The organism is Sandaracinobacteroides sp. A072 (assembly GCF_052616365.1).
On record NZ_JBQXGU010000002.1, the window covers coordinates 502,496 to 518,582 of the forward strand.

15 protein-coding genes are annotated in these 16,087 nt (G+C 64.3%); 3 read left to right on the forward strand and 12 right to left on the reverse strand.

Going from position 1 to position 16,087, the window contains the following annotated elements:
• Positions 1-20: 20 nt before the first annotated feature.
• The 8 genes from ACUJ46_RS08355 to petA all read right to left on the reverse strand — a co-directional run bounded on the left by ACUJ46_RS08355 (position 21) and on the right by petA (position 7,350).
• Complete coding sequence (locus ACUJ46_RS08355; RefSeq protein ID WP_445390148.1) at positions 21-1,430, reverse strand: NAD(P)(+) transhydrogenase (Re/Si-specific) subunit beta; 1,410 nt, start codon at positions 1,428-1,430, stop codon at positions 21-23.
• Positions 1,431-1,434: 4 nt separating this feature from the next.
• On the reverse strand, positions 1,435-1,731 hold the full coding sequence (locus tag ACUJ46_RS08360; protein WP_445390009.1) for an NAD(P) transhydrogenase subunit alpha: 297 nt from the start codon (positions 1,729-1,731) through the stop codon (positions 1,435-1,437).
• 11 nt (positions 1,732-1,742) lie between these two features.
• Complete coding sequence (locus ACUJ46_RS08365) at positions 1,743-2,864, reverse strand: Re/Si-specific NAD(P)(+) transhydrogenase subunit alpha (RefSeq protein ID WP_445390010.1); 1,122 nt, start codon at positions 2,862-2,864, stop codon at positions 1,743-1,745.
• A 59-nt stretch (positions 2,865-2,923) separates the two neighbouring features.
• The gene (locus ACUJ46_RS08370; protein ID WP_445390011.1) at positions 2,924-3,049 is read right to left on the reverse strand and encodes an aa3-type cytochrome c oxidase subunit IV; all 126 of its coding nucleotides are present in this window, start codon (positions 3,047-3,049) and stop codon (positions 2,924-2,926) included.
• Positions 3,050-3,136: 87 nt separating this feature from the next.
• Positions 3,137-4,489 carry an ABC1 kinase family protein gene (locus ACUJ46_RS08375; protein ID WP_445390012.1) on the reverse strand — a complete coding sequence of 451 codons (1,353 nt, stop codon included), beginning with the start codon at positions 4,487-4,489 and terminating at the stop codon, positions 3,137-3,139.
• A gap of 160 nt (positions 4,490-4,649) precedes the next feature.
• Positions 4,650-5,465 carry a cytochrome c1 gene (locus tag ACUJ46_RS08380; protein WP_445390013.1) on the reverse strand — a complete coding sequence of 272 codons (816 nt, stop codon included), beginning with the start codon at positions 5,463-5,465 and terminating at the stop codon, positions 4,650-4,652.
• Between the two features lie 12 nt (positions 5,466-5,477).
• Complete coding sequence (locus tag ACUJ46_RS08385) at positions 5,478-6,788, reverse strand: cytochrome b (protein ID WP_445390014.1); 1,311 nt, start codon at positions 6,786-6,788, stop codon at positions 5,478-5,480.
• Between the two features lie 4 nt (positions 6,789-6,792).
• On the reverse strand, positions 6,793-7,350 hold the full coding sequence (gene petA, locus ACUJ46_RS08390) for a ubiquinol-cytochrome c reductase iron-sulfur subunit (RefSeq protein WP_445390015.1): 558 nt from the start codon (positions 7,348-7,350) through the stop codon (positions 6,793-6,795).
• Positions 7,351-7,559: 209 nt separating this feature from the next.
• On the opposite strand from petA, the gene ACUJ46_RS08395 reads away from it, so the two are divergent.
• Together ACUJ46_RS08395 and ACUJ46_RS08400 are read left to right on the forward strand one after the other, a co-directional pair.
• On the forward strand, positions 7,560-8,165 hold the full coding sequence (locus tag ACUJ46_RS08395) for an LOG family protein (protein ID WP_445390016.1): 606 nt from the start codon (positions 7,560-7,562) through the stop codon (positions 8,163-8,165).
• Between the two features lie 42 nt (positions 8,166-8,207).
• Complete coding sequence (locus ACUJ46_RS08400; protein WP_445390017.1) at positions 8,208-9,425, forward strand: NADP-dependent isocitrate dehydrogenase; 1,218 nt, start codon at positions 8,208-8,210, stop codon at positions 9,423-9,425.
• Between the two features lie 257 nt (positions 9,426-9,682).
• Here the strand turns inward: ACUJ46_RS08400 and ACUJ46_RS08405 are convergent, their stop codons facing one another.
• The 4 genes from ACUJ46_RS08405 to carA all read right to left on the reverse strand — a co-directional run bounded on the left by ACUJ46_RS08405 (position 9,683) and on the right by carA (position 15,522).
• Entirely contained in the window at positions 9,683-10,348 is a 666-nt protein-coding gene (locus ACUJ46_RS08405) for a rhomboid family intramembrane serine protease (RefSeq protein WP_445390149.1), read from the reverse strand.
• 20 nt (positions 10,349-10,368) lie between these two features.
• A complete protein-coding gene (gene greA / locus ACUJ46_RS08410; RefSeq protein WP_445390018.1) occupies positions 10,369-10,848 on the reverse strand; it encodes a transcription elongation factor GreA in 480 nt (159 codons plus the stop codon).
• Between the two features lie 270 nt (positions 10,849-11,118).
• On the reverse strand, positions 11,119-14,346 hold the full coding sequence (gene carB / locus ACUJ46_RS08415; RefSeq protein ID WP_445390019.1) for a carbamoyl-phosphate synthase large subunit: 3,228 nt from the start codon (positions 14,344-14,346) through the stop codon (positions 11,119-11,121).
• A 3-nt stretch (positions 14,347-14,349) separates the two neighbouring features.
• Positions 14,350-15,522, reverse strand: a complete 1,173-nt coding sequence (gene carA / locus ACUJ46_RS08420; protein WP_445390020.1) for a glutamine-hydrolyzing carbamoyl-phosphate synthase small subunit — start codon at positions 15,520-15,522, stop codon at positions 14,350-14,352.
• Between the two features lie 111 nt (positions 15,523-15,633).
• Here carA and ACUJ46_RS08425 point away from each other — a divergent pair, with 111 nt between their 5' ends.
• Complete coding sequence (locus tag ACUJ46_RS08425; protein ID WP_445390021.1) at positions 15,634-16,086, forward strand: GatB/YqeY domain-containing protein; 453 nt, start codon at positions 15,634-15,636, stop codon at positions 16,084-16,086.
• Position 16,087: the final 1 nt, after the last annotated feature.

A 16,087-nucleotide genomic window follows, 5' to 3' on the forward strand; every position in this document is an offset into this window, starting at 1 on the left:
CCGGTCCCGCCCGGCCGGTCTCAGTGCGCCAGGGCCTTCACAATCTCGTCGGTCATCTTCTTGGCGTCGCCCAACAGCATCATCGTGTTGTCCATGTAGAACACGTCATTGTCGACACCGGCATAGCCGACTCCGCCCATGGAGCGCTTCACGAACAGGACTGTCTTGGCCTTCCACACCTCCAGCACGGGCATGCCATAGATGGGACTGGTCTTGTCGGTCTGGGCGGCCGGATTGGTGACATCATTGGCCCCGATCACGAAGGCAACGTCGGCCTGTGCGAACTCGCTGTTGATGTCTTCCAGTTCGAACACCTCGTCATAGGGCACATTGGCCTCGGCGAGCAGCACGTTCATGTGGCCGGGCATGCGCCCCGCCACGGGGTGGATGGCGTATTTCACGTCCACCCCCTCCTTCTTCAGCACGTCCGCCATCTCGCGCAGGGTGTGCTGCGCCTGGGAAACGGCCATGCCATAGCCCGGCACAATGATGATCTTCTCGGCATTCTTCATGATGAAGGCTGCATCGTCGGCGGAGCCGCGCTTCCACGGCCTGTCCACCTTGGCCGCACCGTCACCGCCACTGCTTTCGGCGCCGAATCCGCCCGCAATCACCGAAATGAAGCTGCGATTCATAGCCTTGCACATGATGTAGCTGAGAATGGCGCCAGAAGAACCGACAAGCGCCCCCGTGATGATCATCGCCGTATTCTGCAGGGTAAAGCCCATCGCCGCCGCCGCCCAGCCGGAATAGCTGTTCAGCATCGAGACAACGACCGGCATGTCCGCCCCGCCGATCGGGATGATGAGGAGGAAGCCAATGGCGAAGGCCAGGATCAGGATCGCCCAGAACAGGGCCGGCGTGTCGAGGCCGAACATCGCCACCATCACGAGGATTGCGGCAAGCACGCCAAGGTTGATGGCATGCCGCATCGGCAGAAGGATCGGCGCGCCCGACATGTTGCCGTTGAGCTTCAGGAAGGCGATGACCGAGCCGGAAAAGGTGATGGCGCCGATGGCGACGCCAAGGCCGAGCTCGATCAGGCTTGCCTTGTAGATGTCGCTTCCATCGGGCTTCATGATGCCGAAGGCATCGGGGTTGAGAAAGGCGGCGACACCCACCAGCACGGCGGCAAGGCCGACCAGCGAGTGAAAGGCGGCGACAAGCTGCGGCATCGCCGTCATGGCGATGCGGCGGGCAACCAGGAAACCGATCGCGCCGCCCAGCAGGATGGCGGCGGCAATCTCGCCGATGCTGGCCAGTTCGTGGGTGACGATGGTGGTGACCACCGCGATGAGCATGCCGGCCATGCCGAAGCGGTTGCCCATGCGGCTTGTTTCCGGGCTGGATAGCCCGCGAAGCGCCAGGATGAAAAGAACGCCCGAGGCAAGATAGGCGAGCATCGCCCAGGCAGGAACGGCTGCGTGCATCATCTTACTGCCCCCCGCCTTTCTTTTCCTTTTTCCTGTACATGGCGAGCATCCGTTCCGTCACGGCAAAGCCGCCGAAGATATTGACGCTTGCCAGCACGACAGCCGCAAGGCCGAGCCATTTCGCAACCGGAGATCCGGCAGCGGCAGCCGCAATCAGGGCGCCGACGATGATGACCGAGGAAATGGCGTTGGTCACGGCCATGAGCGGCGTGTGCAGCGCCGGCGTGACAGACCAGACGACATAATAGCCGACGAAACAGGCCAGCACGAAGATCGAGAGGATGGTGATGAAATCCATGTCCGCCTCCGTCAGCCCTGAAGGGCCGGATGAACGATCTGCCCGCCACGAGTCACGCGGATCGCCTCGATGATCTCGTCCCCTTCGGTCAGGGCGAGGCGCTTTGCATCCTTGTCCCAGAAGGTGGAGACGAAGGTGTGGAGATTGCGGGCGTATAGCGCGGAGGCATCGGCCGCGAGCCGGCTCGGATAGTTGGAAAAGCCGATGATGGTGACGCCATTGTCCGTCACCACACGCTCGTCCGGCTTCGATCCTTCGACATTGCCGCCCTGCGACACGCTCATGTCGACGATGACGCTGCCCGGCTTCATGCTGGCCACCTGCGCCGCCGTCACCAGACGGGGGGCCGGCCGGCCGGGAATCAGGGCGGTGGTGATCACGATGTCCTGTTTCGCGATGGTCTCGGACACGAGGGCTGCCTGCTTCGCCTTGTAGGCGTCGGACATTTCCTTCGCGTAGCCGCCAGAGGTTTCGGCGGCCTTGGCTTCCTCGTCTTCCACGAACACCGGCTTTCCGCCGAGGGAGAGGATCTGCTCCTTCGTGGCGAGCCGCACATCGGTTGCCGACACCAGCGCACCCAGGCGCCGTGCCGTGGCGATCGCCTGCAGCCCGGCGACGCCTACGCCCATCACGAAGACGCGCGCAGCACTTACGGTGCCGGCCGCCGTCATCATCATGGGAAAGGCCCGGCCATAGGCTTCGGCGGCGTCGATCACGGCCTTGTAGCCGGCAAGGTTCGACTGGGAAGACAGGATATCCATCGACTGGGCGCGGGTGATGCGCGGCATCAATTCCATGGCCAACGCCTCGATTCCGGCGCTGGCATAGCCCGCAACCCGCTCCCGCGCCTGATAGGGGTTGAGGCTGGCGGCCAGAACCGCCCCTGCCGGAATACCGGCCGGGTCCGGCCCCTGCACCGCCAGCACAAGGCCGGCGCCGGCCAGAATCTCTTCGCGCGTGCCCAGCCGGGCACCCGCTTCGGCGAAGGCGGCATCAGCGATATTTGCGCCGGCCCCGGCGCCGGCTTCGACGCCGACGCTTGCACCCAGGGCAAGATACTTCTTCACCGTTTCGGGTGTTGCCGCGACGCGCCGCTCATTGGCGGCGGTTTCGGCCAGAACCGCGATATGCATCAGCCTCCCCTTATTCCGTGACAGGCCCGGTTCCATGACCGGCCCGGGCCACACCCGTGTCAGGCGAGGAAGATCGCCATAAGGATCAGCAGGATGGTGATGAGGATCACGCCCCACTTGGTTGCGGTCAGAAAGCCTTCGTAGACATTGCGGTTGTCGCGCGCGACCTTGTTCAGCTCAGACATAAGCCCCTCGCCTAAGGTTGAAGAAAGTCGGAATCCTTAGCCACGGGCACCGCATAAAGGCAATGGCAGAACGTCGCATACTGCCTCTCAGGCCAGGGAAAGCCCGGACTCCGCCAGCGCTTCCGCCTGACGGCGGGCGACTTCGGCTTCATCGAAATCATCCATCAGGCTGCGGAAAAGCGCTGACCAGTTGAGCTCGGCCCCGAGCTGGATGAAGACGCCCCCAAGACCGATGGCGGATCTGTCCATGAACACGAATTCGGCGGGGATCGTCACCGTGCCCAGCCGCCGCAGTTCGGCATGGACCTTGCGGGCCGTCTCGCGCCCATATTCGCCGGGCCGGCCATCGAGATCGATCGGGCGCACCCTGTCATCCAGAAGCGGCGCATAGAGGAAGCGCGCCCACATGAGCAGGACGTCGCGAATGTCCCGCGTGAGGCCCCGGAACCCCCACATCTCGAAGGCATGGGCCGCGCGCTCATCGTCGTCCGCCTCGATCGCATGGTAGAGTTCGTTCACCCCGGCGATGAAGCGCGGCGGAAAAATGCGCACGCATCCGAAATCGAGAAGATTGACGACAGCGCCTTCGGGAGAGGCTTCGGCTACGCTGTAATTTCCAAGGTGCGGGTCGCCATGGATGACGCCCATGCGATAGAAAGGGCGATACCAGGCCAGGAACAGCGCTTCGGCGATGCGGTTCCTGATGACGGGATCCCTGTCCTTCCACTCCAGAAGGCGGCTGCCATCCAGCCATTCCATCGTGAGAAGCCGATCGGACGAAAGATCAGGGAACGGCCTTGGCACGCGCACATGCGGCTCACCCTCGAGCATGGCGCGAAAGAGCAGCAGGTGGCGCAGTTCACGGCCGTAATCCAGTTCCTCGCGAAGGCGCGAGGCCAGTTCCTCGCGGATCTGGCTGGTATCGATCGATCCATCCACCCGGCGGAACAGCGAGAGCAGGAGGTCGAGCTGGCCGAGATCGGCTTCCACGGCCGACGCCATGTCGGGATACTGAAGCTTGACGGCCACCGTCTCGCCGCCGGACAGCGTGGCCTTGTGGACCTGGCCAAGCGAGGCCGCCGAGACGGCCTCGGGCGTGAAATCGACGAATTTCGAGCGCCAGTCGGGGCCGAGTTCACCGGACATGCGGCGGCGGACGAAACCCGGCCCCATGGGCGGGGCATTGGCCTGGAGTTCCGCCAGCTCCCGTGCGAATTCGGGCGGTACGGCATCCGGAATGTTTCCGAGGATCTGGGCCAGCTTCATCAGCGGCCCCTTCAGTTCCCCAAGGACCCGCTTCAGTTCGGCTGCGTTTCGCGGATCATCCAGCGACCGCCCCCCCATGCGCGCGGCGGCGACACCGGTGGCGAACCCCCCCAGATTGGCCCCGACACGGGCAAAGCGGGCGATACGTCCCGCAAGCGTTGGCTGTTCTGTCATGCACTCCCCTTAAGCCGTCAGGCACCATCGGGCGAGTGCGTCATGATGACAAACCGCATCCTGGTCCCGAAAGCGAAAAAGGGCGGGGTTTCCCCCGCCCTTGTTCGTTCTGAGCATCCTGGCAGCCGGCAAGACTGCCAGGCCCTGAAAGAGGCCAGCCTCAGTGCGGAATGCCCGCCCAGACGCGCCTGTAGGTCAGGAAGGCCAGAAGCGTCAGGATGCCGAGGAAGATCATGGTGGCGACACCGGCCTGGCGACGGCTTTCCAGTTCAGGCTCAGCAGCCCAGCGCAGGAAGGCCGTGACGTCTTTCGACATCTGGTCGACGCTTGCGTTGGTGCCATCGGCATATTCCACCTGACCATCGTTGAGCGGCTTCGCCATGGCGATGTTCACCGAATGGAAATAGGGGTTGAAGTGCAGGCCTTCAGGCACCTCATGGCCCTTGGGCACCGGGCGATCATAGCCGGTGAGGAGGGAGTAGAGGTAGCTCTGGCCGTCCGGACGGGCCTTCACGATGAGCGAGAGGTCGGGCGGAAGCGCATTGTTGTTGGCAGCACGCGCCGCAACTTCGTTCGGATAGGGCTTGGGAAACTTGTCCGACGGAAGCGCCGGACGCGTGGCTGCCTCGCCCGTTGCCGGATCGATGCTGGGCACTTCGGCGGCCTTTGCAAGCGCCTTCACCTCGGCTTCGCTGAAACCGATGTCGGCAAGGTTGCGGAAGGCAACACGCTGCATGGAATGGCAGGCAGCGCAGACTTCCTTGTAGACCTGATAACCGCGCTGGAGCTGGGCGCGATCGAACGTGCCGAACACGCCGAGGCCAAGCGGACCATCATGGGCAAAGCCCGGATCGCGCGGATAGAGGTGAATGGCCTTGACCGGATCGGGCACGACTTCCTCGCGGGGCATGAGCGCCCCGATCAGAAGTGCCACGACAAAGACCAGGCCGGCGGCGACGCCGATGAAACGAACCATCTGTGGACCCCCTTATTCGGCTGGCGCCGGTTGCGCGGCAGCAGGTGCCGGGGTGGATTCAGCCTGTACGCCGGCCTTGGCGAAAACGCTTTCCGCGATGCTGTTGGGCAGCGGCAGCGGCTTCTCGATGAAGGACAGGATCGGCAGGATGATGAGGAAATGGGCGAAATAATAGGCCGAGGCGATCTGGCTGATCCGCACATAAGGCTCTTCTGCCGGAGCGCCGCCCATCCAGGCGAGGATGAGCACGTCGACCACCAGCACCCAGAACCAGATACGGTACATCGGGCGATAGCTGGTCGATTTCACGCGGCTGTTGTCAAGCCAGGGCAGGAAGAACAGCAGCAGGATCGACGCGAACATCGCGATCACGCCCCAGAGCTTCGCCGGGATCCACAGGAAGTCCACGGTGAAGGCGCGCAGGATCGCGTAGAAGGGCCAGAAATACCATTCCGGCACGATGTGCGCAGGTGTCGAGAGCGGGTCGGCCGGGATGTAGTTGTCCGGGTGGCCGAGGAAGTTCGGCATGAAGAAGACGAATGCGGCGAACAGCAGCAGATAGACGCAGATGCCGACTAAGTCCTTCGCGGTGAAATAGGGGTGGAAGGGCAGCGTGTCCTGCGGGCCCTGCACCTCGACGCCGGTCGGGTTGGTGGAACCCGGGATGTGAAGCGACCAGATCTTCAGGATCACGACGCCAAGGATCACGAACGGCAGCACGAAGTGGAGCGAGAAGAAGCGCGTGAGGGTGGCGTTGTCGGGCGCGAAACCGCCGACAAGCCAGGTCCTGATCGCCTCGCCCACGAGCGGGATGGCCGAGAAGAGCGAGGTGATCACCTGCGCGCCCCAGAAGCTCATCTGACCCCAGGGAAGGACATAGCCCATGAAGGCGGTGGCCATCATCAGGAGGAAGATGACGACGCCGAGCATCCACACGACTTCGCGCGGCGCCTTGTAGCTTCCGTAGTAGAGGCCCCGGAAGATATGGAAATAGACCACGATGAAGAAGAAGCTGGCACCGTTCATGTGCAGGTAGCGCAGCAGCCAGCCCGAGTTCACGTCACGCATGATGTGCTCGACCGAATCGAACGCCGTCAGCGTGTGCGCGGAATAGTGCATGGCAAGGATGACCCCCGTGAGGATCTGCACCACCAGCGCAACCCCGGCGAGAACGCCGAAGTTGTAGAAATAGTTGATGTTGCGTGGGACCGGATAGCCGGCGCCGACGGCGTTGTAGACCAGACGCGGCAACGGCAGGCGGCTGTCCAGCCACTGCATCGCCGGGTGCTTGGGTTCGTATTGGTTGGCCCAGGGGAAGCTCATGGGATCATCCAATCTCGATCAGAGTATCAGACTTGAAGCGGTATTCCGGCACCTCGAGGTTGGTCGGCGCCGGGCCTTTGCGGATGCGGCCCGCCGTATCGTAGTGCGAACCATGGCAGGGGCAGAAATAGCCATTGTAGTCGCCCTTGACCTCACCCTCGGCCGCACCCAGCGGAACACAGCCCAGGTGGGTGCAGACGCCCAGCGTCACCAGCCAGTTCGACCGTCCTTCGATGGTGCGTTCGGCCAGTGTCTGGGGGTCGCGCAGGTCGCTCACGGGCACCTTGTTCGCTTCCGCCTGTTCAGCCGCGGTAAGATTGCGGACGAACACCGGCTTCGAGCGCCAGATGGTCTTGATCGCCTGACCCGGCTGGATCGGGGAAAGGTCCACCTCGATGGAGGCAAGCGCCAGAACATCGGCCGAGGGGTTCATCTGGTTGATGAGCGGCCAGGCGACGGCCGCGGCACCGACCGCACCGAAGGCCCCCGTCGCGACATAGATGAAGTCGCGGCGGCGTACGCCTTCCTGAGCGTCGGGCATGGCTTCGGAATTGGTTGCCATTGAGAGTCCCTGCGTTGAAAATTCCGGGGCCATTAGCCTTTGCAGGCGTGAAATCGCAATGGGCAATCTTGGCGCGGGCTGAATTCTTGCTGAACTTTCGCCCCCCCGGCCGCCCCAGGAATGTGCCGCGCGGCCCACTTTCCAGCCCGGCCCGCATCGCCCGGACGCCCTCTGGCAGCCGGGGTTCGAAGCCTGCTAGCGCGGGCGCCATGCGCAAACACCCCCTCGACGAATCGCCCTCCCCCACCACCGTGCCGGCTGCCGGGAATGGCCCCATCCGAAGCGTTCTGGTCTTCTGCGGCTCCCGGTCAGGTGTCGATCCGCGGCATGCGGCCCTGGCCGCAGCCGTCGGCCGCCTGTTTGCGGAGCGGGGCGTCACGCTGGTCTATGGCGGCGGCGCACTCGGCCTTATGGGCGAGATCGGGCGCGCGACATTGTCCGCGGGCGGCCGGGCGCAAGGCATCATTCCACGCTTCCTGAAGGAGTGGGAGGTCGCCGAGCCGCTGTGCGAGGACATGACGGTCGTTGAAACCCTCCATGCCCGCAAGGCCCTCATGTTCGAGCGGGCGGACGCCATTCTCGCCCTGCCGGGCGGCCTCGGCACGCTCGATGAACTGGTCGAGATACTGTCCTGGCGGAACCTCAGGCTGCACAGCCGGCCCGTGTGGCTGCTGGGCGACGGGGATTTCTGGCAGCCCTTCGTCGCGCTGCTGCACCACATGGCGGACCAGGGTTTCGCCAATCCGGAGAATCTCGGGCATATGGAATGCCTGTCCGGCCTTGATGCGCTTGCCGCGCTGATTTCCCTTCCCTAAGGACATGTGCGAACGATCCACAACAGCACGCATCGAGGTGGCATGAGCAAGATCAAGGTAAAGGGCCCTGTCGTCGAACTCGACGGGGACGAGATGACCAGGATCATCTGGCAATGGATCCGCGAGAAGCTGATCCTTCCCTATCTTGACGTGGACCTCCGCTATTATGACCTCGGCATCGAGGAGCGGGACCGCACCGACGACAAGATCACCGTGGACGCCGCGAACGCGATCCGCGAGCATGGCGTGGGCGTGAAGTGCGCCACAATCACCCCCGACGAAGCGCGGGTCGAGGAATTCGGCCTGAAGAAGATGTGGAAGAGCCCGAACGGCACCATCCGCAACATTCTTGGCGGCGTCGTCTTCCGCGAGCCCATCGTCATTTCGAACATCCCGAGGCTGGTTCCGGGCTGGACCGACCCGATCGTCATCGGCCGCCACGCTTTCGGCGACCAGTATCGCGCGACCGATTTCCTCGTTCCCGGGCCCGGCAAGCTGACCATGCGCTGGGAAGCAGCGGACGGCTCGGATTCCAAGGAATATGAAGTCTATGACTTCCCGTCGCCCGGCGTCGCGATGGGCATGTACAATCTGGATGATTCCATCCGCGATTTCGCCCGCGCCTCGCTGAATTATGGCCTTGCGCGGAAGTGGCCGGTCTATCTGTCCACCAAGAACACGATCCTGAAGGCCTATGACGGCCGCTTCAAGGATCTGTTCCAGGAAGTGTTCGACAAGGAATTCAAGGCGGACTTCCAGCGCCATGGCATCACCTACGAACATCGCCTGATCGACGACATGGTTGCCTCCGCGCTCAAGTGGAACGGCAAGTTCGTCTGGGCGTGCAAGAATTATGACGGTGACGTCCAGTCCGACACCGTGGCGCAGGGCTTCGGCTCGCTCGGCCTGATGACATCGGTGCTGATGACGCCCGACGGCAAGACCGTCGAAGCCGAAGCGGCCCATGGCACCGTGACACGCCACTATCGCCAGCACCAGCAGGGCAAGCAGACGTCCACCAACCCGATCGCATCCATCTTCGCATGGACGGGTGGCCTGAAGCACCGGGGCAAGCTGGATGAGACCCCCGAGGTCACGCGCTTTGCCGAAACCCTTGAGCGCGTCTGCATCCAGACGGTCGAGGAAGGCAAGATGACCAAGGATCTCGCCCTTCTCATCGGCCCGGATCAGTCCTGGATGACGACGGAAATGTTCTTCCAGGCGATCGTCGACAATCTGGAAAAGGAAATGGGCAAGTAAGGCCCGGGCCCTTTCGTTCACCGCCAGCCCAAAGGGCGCATGGTGATCGAGGGGGCGCTTCCCCGAACATGGAAATGGGGCCGGACGGCAACGTCCGGCCCCATTTTATTATGCCCGGGGCAATATCGGGGCATTGTAGCGCCAGCCAGCCAGCCGGCTGCGGCGGCATGGCGTGCGCCTGCTCAGCGACTTTCAGGTACGGATGATGGGGAAACGTGCATCGGGAACCGGCCGGGAAGTCCCCTGCCCTCCTGTCTTCAGGACGGACGGCCGCCCCTGGAGCGCACGAGGGGCAGACCAAACAGCAGGCCCACCAGGAAACCGCCGATATGACTCCAGATGGCGATGCCGCCCGCGCCGGGAAGATTGAAGGCAATAGCCGTGAGCAGCTGCAGGCCGATCCAGAGCGCCGCATAGCGAAACGCACGCACGGTTTCCGCTGAAATGACCAGGCCGAACAGGCGCGCGGGGGCTTCGCCATCGCGGGCAAAGAGCAGCGCATAGGTTGCGAAGATGGCGGATATGCCGCCTGATGCGCCGACGACGGGAATGATCGAGGATGGATTGATCGCCACCTGCATCAGCCCGCCGACAATGCCGCCCAGCAGGAACAGGATCACAAGGCGCGCCGGGCCGAGAAGCCATTCCACCTGCCGCCCGGCCCAGGCCAGGAACACCATGTTCATGGCAAGGTGCACCAGACCCGAATGCAGGAACATGTGGCTGACAAGGGTCAGCGGTGCCGGAATGGCGCCTTTCAGCCCGATGACATCGCCTGTCAGGCGGGCCGGAACCAGACCCGCCGCCAGGGTGACGGACTGGTCGAAGCCAGGCCCCATCACCACGGACAGCAGCTGCAGCCCGGCGCAGATGATCAGGATGACACGCGTGGCGTACGCCGTGGGTGGCTGGAAGGGCTTCATCACCGGCGCAGGCAACCCGCCTAGCGGAATTCGACTGCGTCGATCAGGTAGCTGCGATCACCCGACGGGGTCACCACTTCCACTTCCTCGCCGAGGCGGCGACCGATCAGCGCGCGCCCCAGCGGGCTGTTGTAGCTGATTCGTCCGTTCCTGGCGTCAGCCTCGACCTCGCCCACGATCTGCCAGGTGACGGGCTTGTCGTCCTCGTCGAGCAGGCGGACGGTGGCGCCGAAGACGACCTTGTCCCCCGACAGGGTCGTCGGGTCGATGACGACCGCGCGGGCGAGCTTGTCCTCGTAATCGGCGATCTGTGCCTCGATCTGGCTCTGCCGCTCCTTGGCCGCATGATATTCGGCATTCTCGGAAAGGTCGCCGTGGGCGCGCGCTTCCTCGATGGCCTCGACATTCTCGGGGCGCTCGACTTCCTTCAGATGCTTGAGCTGCCGCAGAAGCTGGGCATGCCCTTCGGCAAGCATCGGAACCTTATCAATCGTTGCCATGGTCTACTCTGAAGTTGCTCCGGCAGGCAGGGGGGCTTCGGCGGAGTTTCCGCCATCAGGCCCGCACTGCTGTCGGAAGGAAATGGTTCACCCTGAAATGCGGTGAGAGTTTAAGGGGCCTTCAAGCCTTCCGCAAGGGCAGTCCCCGCACGGGGCAGGCAGGGGGTCTGCGGTGGCTTCAGGCAGAGGCCAGGTCAGAGCTGGGAGCGGGGAGAGGCAGGCACATGCGCTGACACCCCCCGCCGATGCTCTCCGCCCGGCCGATAGCGGTCAGGCCGGAGGCGCCGTCATGGCGTGGTGGGCCTGAAGCGGCTTCACATCCATGGGCCGGGACTTCATGGCGGCAATCGCCTTCACGCAGGCATCGGACGCAGCCGCAGTCGTGAAGATCGGAACCTTCTGCGACCATGCGGCGCTGCGGATGGTTTCCGAATCCTTCAGCGACTGCACGCCTTCGGTCGTGTTGAAGACCATGGCGATCCGGCCATCTGTCATGGCGTCCACGATATGGGGCTGGCCTTCCAGCACCTTGTTGATGGTGGCGACGGAAACGCCCTCGCCCTTCAGCCATTCTGCCGTGCCGCGCGTGGCGACAAGATCGAAGCCCATGGAAACGAGACCGCGCGCCGCTTCGAGGATAAGCGGCTTGTCGCTGTCCTTCACGGAAATGAAGACCGTTCCGCCCATGGGCAGGATGTTGCCCGCGCCAAGCTGGCTCTTGGCGAAGGCCATGGCGAAATCGCTGTCGATGCCCATGACCTCGCCCGTCGATTTCATCTCGGGGCTGAGAACGGGGTCGGTTCCGGGGAAGCGGGCGAAGGGAAACACGGCTTCCTTCACCGCGATGTGGCCCGAGCCGCGCGGCCTCAGTTCGAAGGTGGAAAGCATTTCCCCGGCCATGACGCGCGCGGCGATCTTGGCATAGGGCCGCCCCTGCGCCTTGGCGACGAACGGCACCGTCCGGCTGGCGCGCGGGTTCACCTCGATCAGATAGACCTCGCCGTCCTTCACCGCGAACTGGATGTTCATCAGCCCGCGCACCGTCAGCGCTTCGGCAAGAAGCTTCGCCTGCCGCTCGATCTCGGCGACGATGTCGGCGGGCAGGCTGTAGGGCGGAAGCGAACAGGCGCTGTCGCCGGAATGGACCCCGGCCTCCTCGATATGCTGCATAACGCCGGCCACATAGACGGTCTCGCCATCGGCCAGCGCATCCACATCCACCTCGATGGCGTCGCGCAGATAGCGGTCGATGAGAACGGGGCTGTCGCCTGAGACGCGAACGGCCGTCTCGATATAGGTCTCGAGGCTGGCTGTCGTTTCCACGATTTCCATGGCGCGGCCACCAAGCACATAGCTCGGGCGCATCAGCACCGGGTAGCCGATATGCTCGGCAACGGCGATCGCCTCCTCGCGCGAGCGGGCGATTCCGCCGGCGGGCTGCTTCAGGCCCAGCCGCTCGACCAGGGCTGCGAAACGCTCGCGGTCCTCGGCAAGGTCGATGGAATCGGGGCTGGTGCCGAGAATCGGGATCCCGGCCGCTTCCAGCGCCTTGGCGAGCTTCAGCGGAGTCTGCCCGCCGAACTGCACGATCACGCCTTCCAGCGTACCGCGCGACTGTTCGAGATGCAGGAGTTCGAGCACATCCTCGGCCGTCAGCGGTTCGAAATAGAGCCGGTCCGACGTGTCATAGTCGGTCGAGACGGTTTCCGGGTTGCAGTTGACCATGATGGTCTCGAACCCGGCATCGCCCAGCGCGAAGGCGGCATGGCAGCAGCAATAGTCGAACTCGATACCCTGGCCGATGCGGTTCGGCCCGCCGCCCAGGATCGCGATCTTGCGCTTGTCCGTCGGCTCCGCCTCGCACTCGGTGCCGGCGTAGGTCGAGTACATGTAGGGCGTAAGGCTCTCGAATTCGGCAGCGCAAGTGTCGATCCGCTTGAACACGGGGCGGACACCGGCGGCATGGCGTCGTGCGCGCACCTCTGCTTCGGAAAGCCCGGCGAGCTTCGCCAGCCGCGCATCGGAAAAGCCCATGGCCTTCAGCGGCCTTAGATCGTCGGGCAGGCTGTTGGCGCGCACCGCTTCCTCGGCTTCGACGATTTCGGCCAGCCGCTCCACGAACCAGGGATCATAGTGGGACACGCGCGCGATTTCGCTTGCCGGAATGCCGGCGCGCAGCGCGTGCGCCGCGATCAGAAGCCTGTCGGGCACGCGGCGGGCCAGCGCCGCAAGGATCTCGCCCTTGGAGGCATTGGCCAGCGCTTCCGGCTCGTCGAGGCCGGAAAGCCCGGTTTCGAGGCCGCGCAGAGCCTTCTGGAGCGATTCATGGATGTTGCGGCCAATGGCCATCACTTCGCCGACCGACTTCATCGCGGTGCCGAGCGTCGAATCGGCGCCCTTGAACTTTTCGAAGGCAAAGCGCGGGATCTTGGTGACGACATAGTCGATCGTCGGCTCGAAGCTGGCCGGGGTCACGCCGGTGATGTCGTTGCGGATCTCGTCCAGCGTGTAGCCGACGGCCAGAAGGGCCGCGACCTTGGCGATGGGGAAGCCGGTCGCCTTGGAAGCCAGCGCCGAGGAGCGGCTGACGCGCGGGTTCATCTCGATCACGACGAGGCGGCCATCGGCCGGGTTCACCGCGAACTGGACGTTGGAGCCGCCGGTTTCCACCCCGATCTCGCGCAGCACCGCGATCGAGGCGTTGCGCATGATCTGATATTCCTTGTCCGTCAGCGTCAGCGCCGGCGCGACGGTGATGGAATCGCCCGTGTGGGTACCCATCGGATCGATGTTCTCGATCGAGCAGATGATGATGCAGTTGTCCGCGCGGTCGCGGACGACTTCCATCTCATATTCCTTCCAGCCGAGGACCGATTCCTCGATCAGCACTTCGGTGGTGGGGCTGGCGTCGAGCCCGCCGAGGACGATCTTCTGGAACTCCTCGCGGTTGTAGGCGATGCCGCCGCCGGTGCCGCCAAGCGTGAAGCTGGGGCGGATGATGGCGGGCAGGCCGACATGATCGAGCGCCTTCAGGGCTTCGTCGAGGGTGTGGGCGATGGCCGAGCGCGGGGATTCGAGGCCGATGGAGTCCATAGCCTCGCGGAACTTCAGCCGGTCCTCGGCCTTTTCGATGGCGTGCGCGTCGGCGCCGATCATCGTCACGCCGTAGCGGTCGAGCGTTCCGTCCTTGAAGAGCGCGAGCGCGGTGTTGAGCGCGGTCTGCCCGCCCATGGTGGGCAGCACGGCGTCGGGCCGCTCCTTCTCGATGATACGGGCAACGACTTCGGGCGTGATCGGCTCGACATAGGTGGCGTCGGCCAGATCCGGATCGGTCATGATGGTGGCCGGGTTGGAGTTCACCAGGATCACCCGGTAGCCCTCCCCCTTCAGCGCCTTCACGGCCTGGGTTCCGGAATAATCAAACTCGCAGGCCTGGCCGATGATGATCGGGCCGGCGCCAATGACGAGGATGGACGAGATGTCAGTACGTTTGGGCATGGGTCAGGCGGCCTTCCTCAACCCGTCGACGAACCGGCGGAACAGGTAATAGCTGTCCTGCGGGCCGGGCGAGGCTTCGGGGTGATGCTGTACGGAAAAGGCGGGGCGGTCGGTCAGTTCGAGGCCGCAGAGCGTCTGGTCGAACAGGCTGATGTGGGTGGGGCGCGCGTTGCCGGGCAGGCTGTCGCTTTCGACCGTGAAGCCGTGGTTCATCGAGGTGATCTCGACCTTGCCGTCGGAAAGCTGCTGCACCGGATGGTTCGCGCCACGATGGCCCTGGTGCATCTTCGCGGTCTTCGCGCCGATGGCGAGGCCGAGGAGCTGGTGACCAAGGCAGATGCCGAACAGCGGCTTGCCGCTTTCCAGCCACTGGCGGATGACGGGCACGGCATAGAGACCGGTCGCGGCCGGGTCGCCGGGGCCGTTCGACAGGAAGAGCCCGTCCGGGTTCAGGGCCATGATATCCTCGAAGCTGGCGGTGGCCGGCACGACCGTCACCCGGGCGCCGGCATCCACCAGTTGCCGCAGGATCGCGCGCTTCACGCCATAGTCTATGGCGACGACATGGGGCGCGTCAGCCGGAAGGTCGCCGGGCAGATAGCCCTTGCCCAGCACCCATGGGCCTTCGTCCCAGCGATAGCTCTGGGTGCAGGAAACCGCCTTCGCGAGATCGAGGCCCTCGAGGCCGCTCCACGCCTTCGCGCGGGCGATCAGAGCCTCCACGTCGAACTTGCCATCCCGGCGGTGGGCGATGACAGCATTGGGCGCGCCGCCCTTGCGGATGCGGCGGGTGATGGCGCGGGTATCGACACCGGCTAGGCCGATGCGCCCCCAGCTTTCCAGCCACTGGTCGAAGCGCTGTGCGCTGCGGAAGCTGGACGGGCCGGTGACTGGTTCGGCGACGACGCAGCCAAGCGCATGAGGGTTGGCCCCTTCAATATCCTCGGGGTTGGCGCCGACATTGCCGATATGCGGAAAGGTGAAGGTGATGATCTGGCCGGCATAGCTCGGGTCCGTCATCACTTCCTGATAACCGGTCATGGCGGTGTTGAAGCAGAGCTCGCCAACAGCCTCGCCCTCGGCGCCGAGGCCACGGCCCCAGAAAAGCGTGCCGTCGGCAAGCGCGACGACTCCAGTCGCGCCGGACGGTTGGCGCAAGCGGGTGTCTTCGGCCATCGGCAGATCCTCAGTAAGCAGGTTTTGGGCTAAGGCGCCGCGATACGGTTGCGAGGCCCATTGGTCAATGGCAGGCGGCACCCTAATGTAACGATTCAAGGAGACACGGGAATGATCCGCGACGATATCAAGGCAGCCCTCACCATTGCGATGAAGGCGCGCGAAAGCGACCGTGTGGCGGCAATCCGCCTGATACAGGCCGCCATCAAGAACAGGGACATCGAGGCCCGCACCGGCGGCGCGCCCACGGACGACGACGTGCTGGTGATGGACGTGCTGGCGAAGATGGCGAAGCAGCGCCGCGAATCGATCGGGATGTTCGAAAGCGGCGGCCGTGCCGAGCTTGCCGCAGCCGAAAAGGCCGAGCTGGCGGTCATCGAGAGCTTCCTGCCGAAACAGCTTTCGGATGATGAAGCCCGTGACGCCGTTGCCGCCATCGTCGCCGAAGCCGGCGCCACGAGCGTCAAGGACATGGGCCGCGTGATGGCCCTGGTGAAGGAAAAGCTCGCCGGAAAGTTCGACATGGGCAAGGCCAGCGGCCTCGTGAAGGCGGCACTTTCCTGAG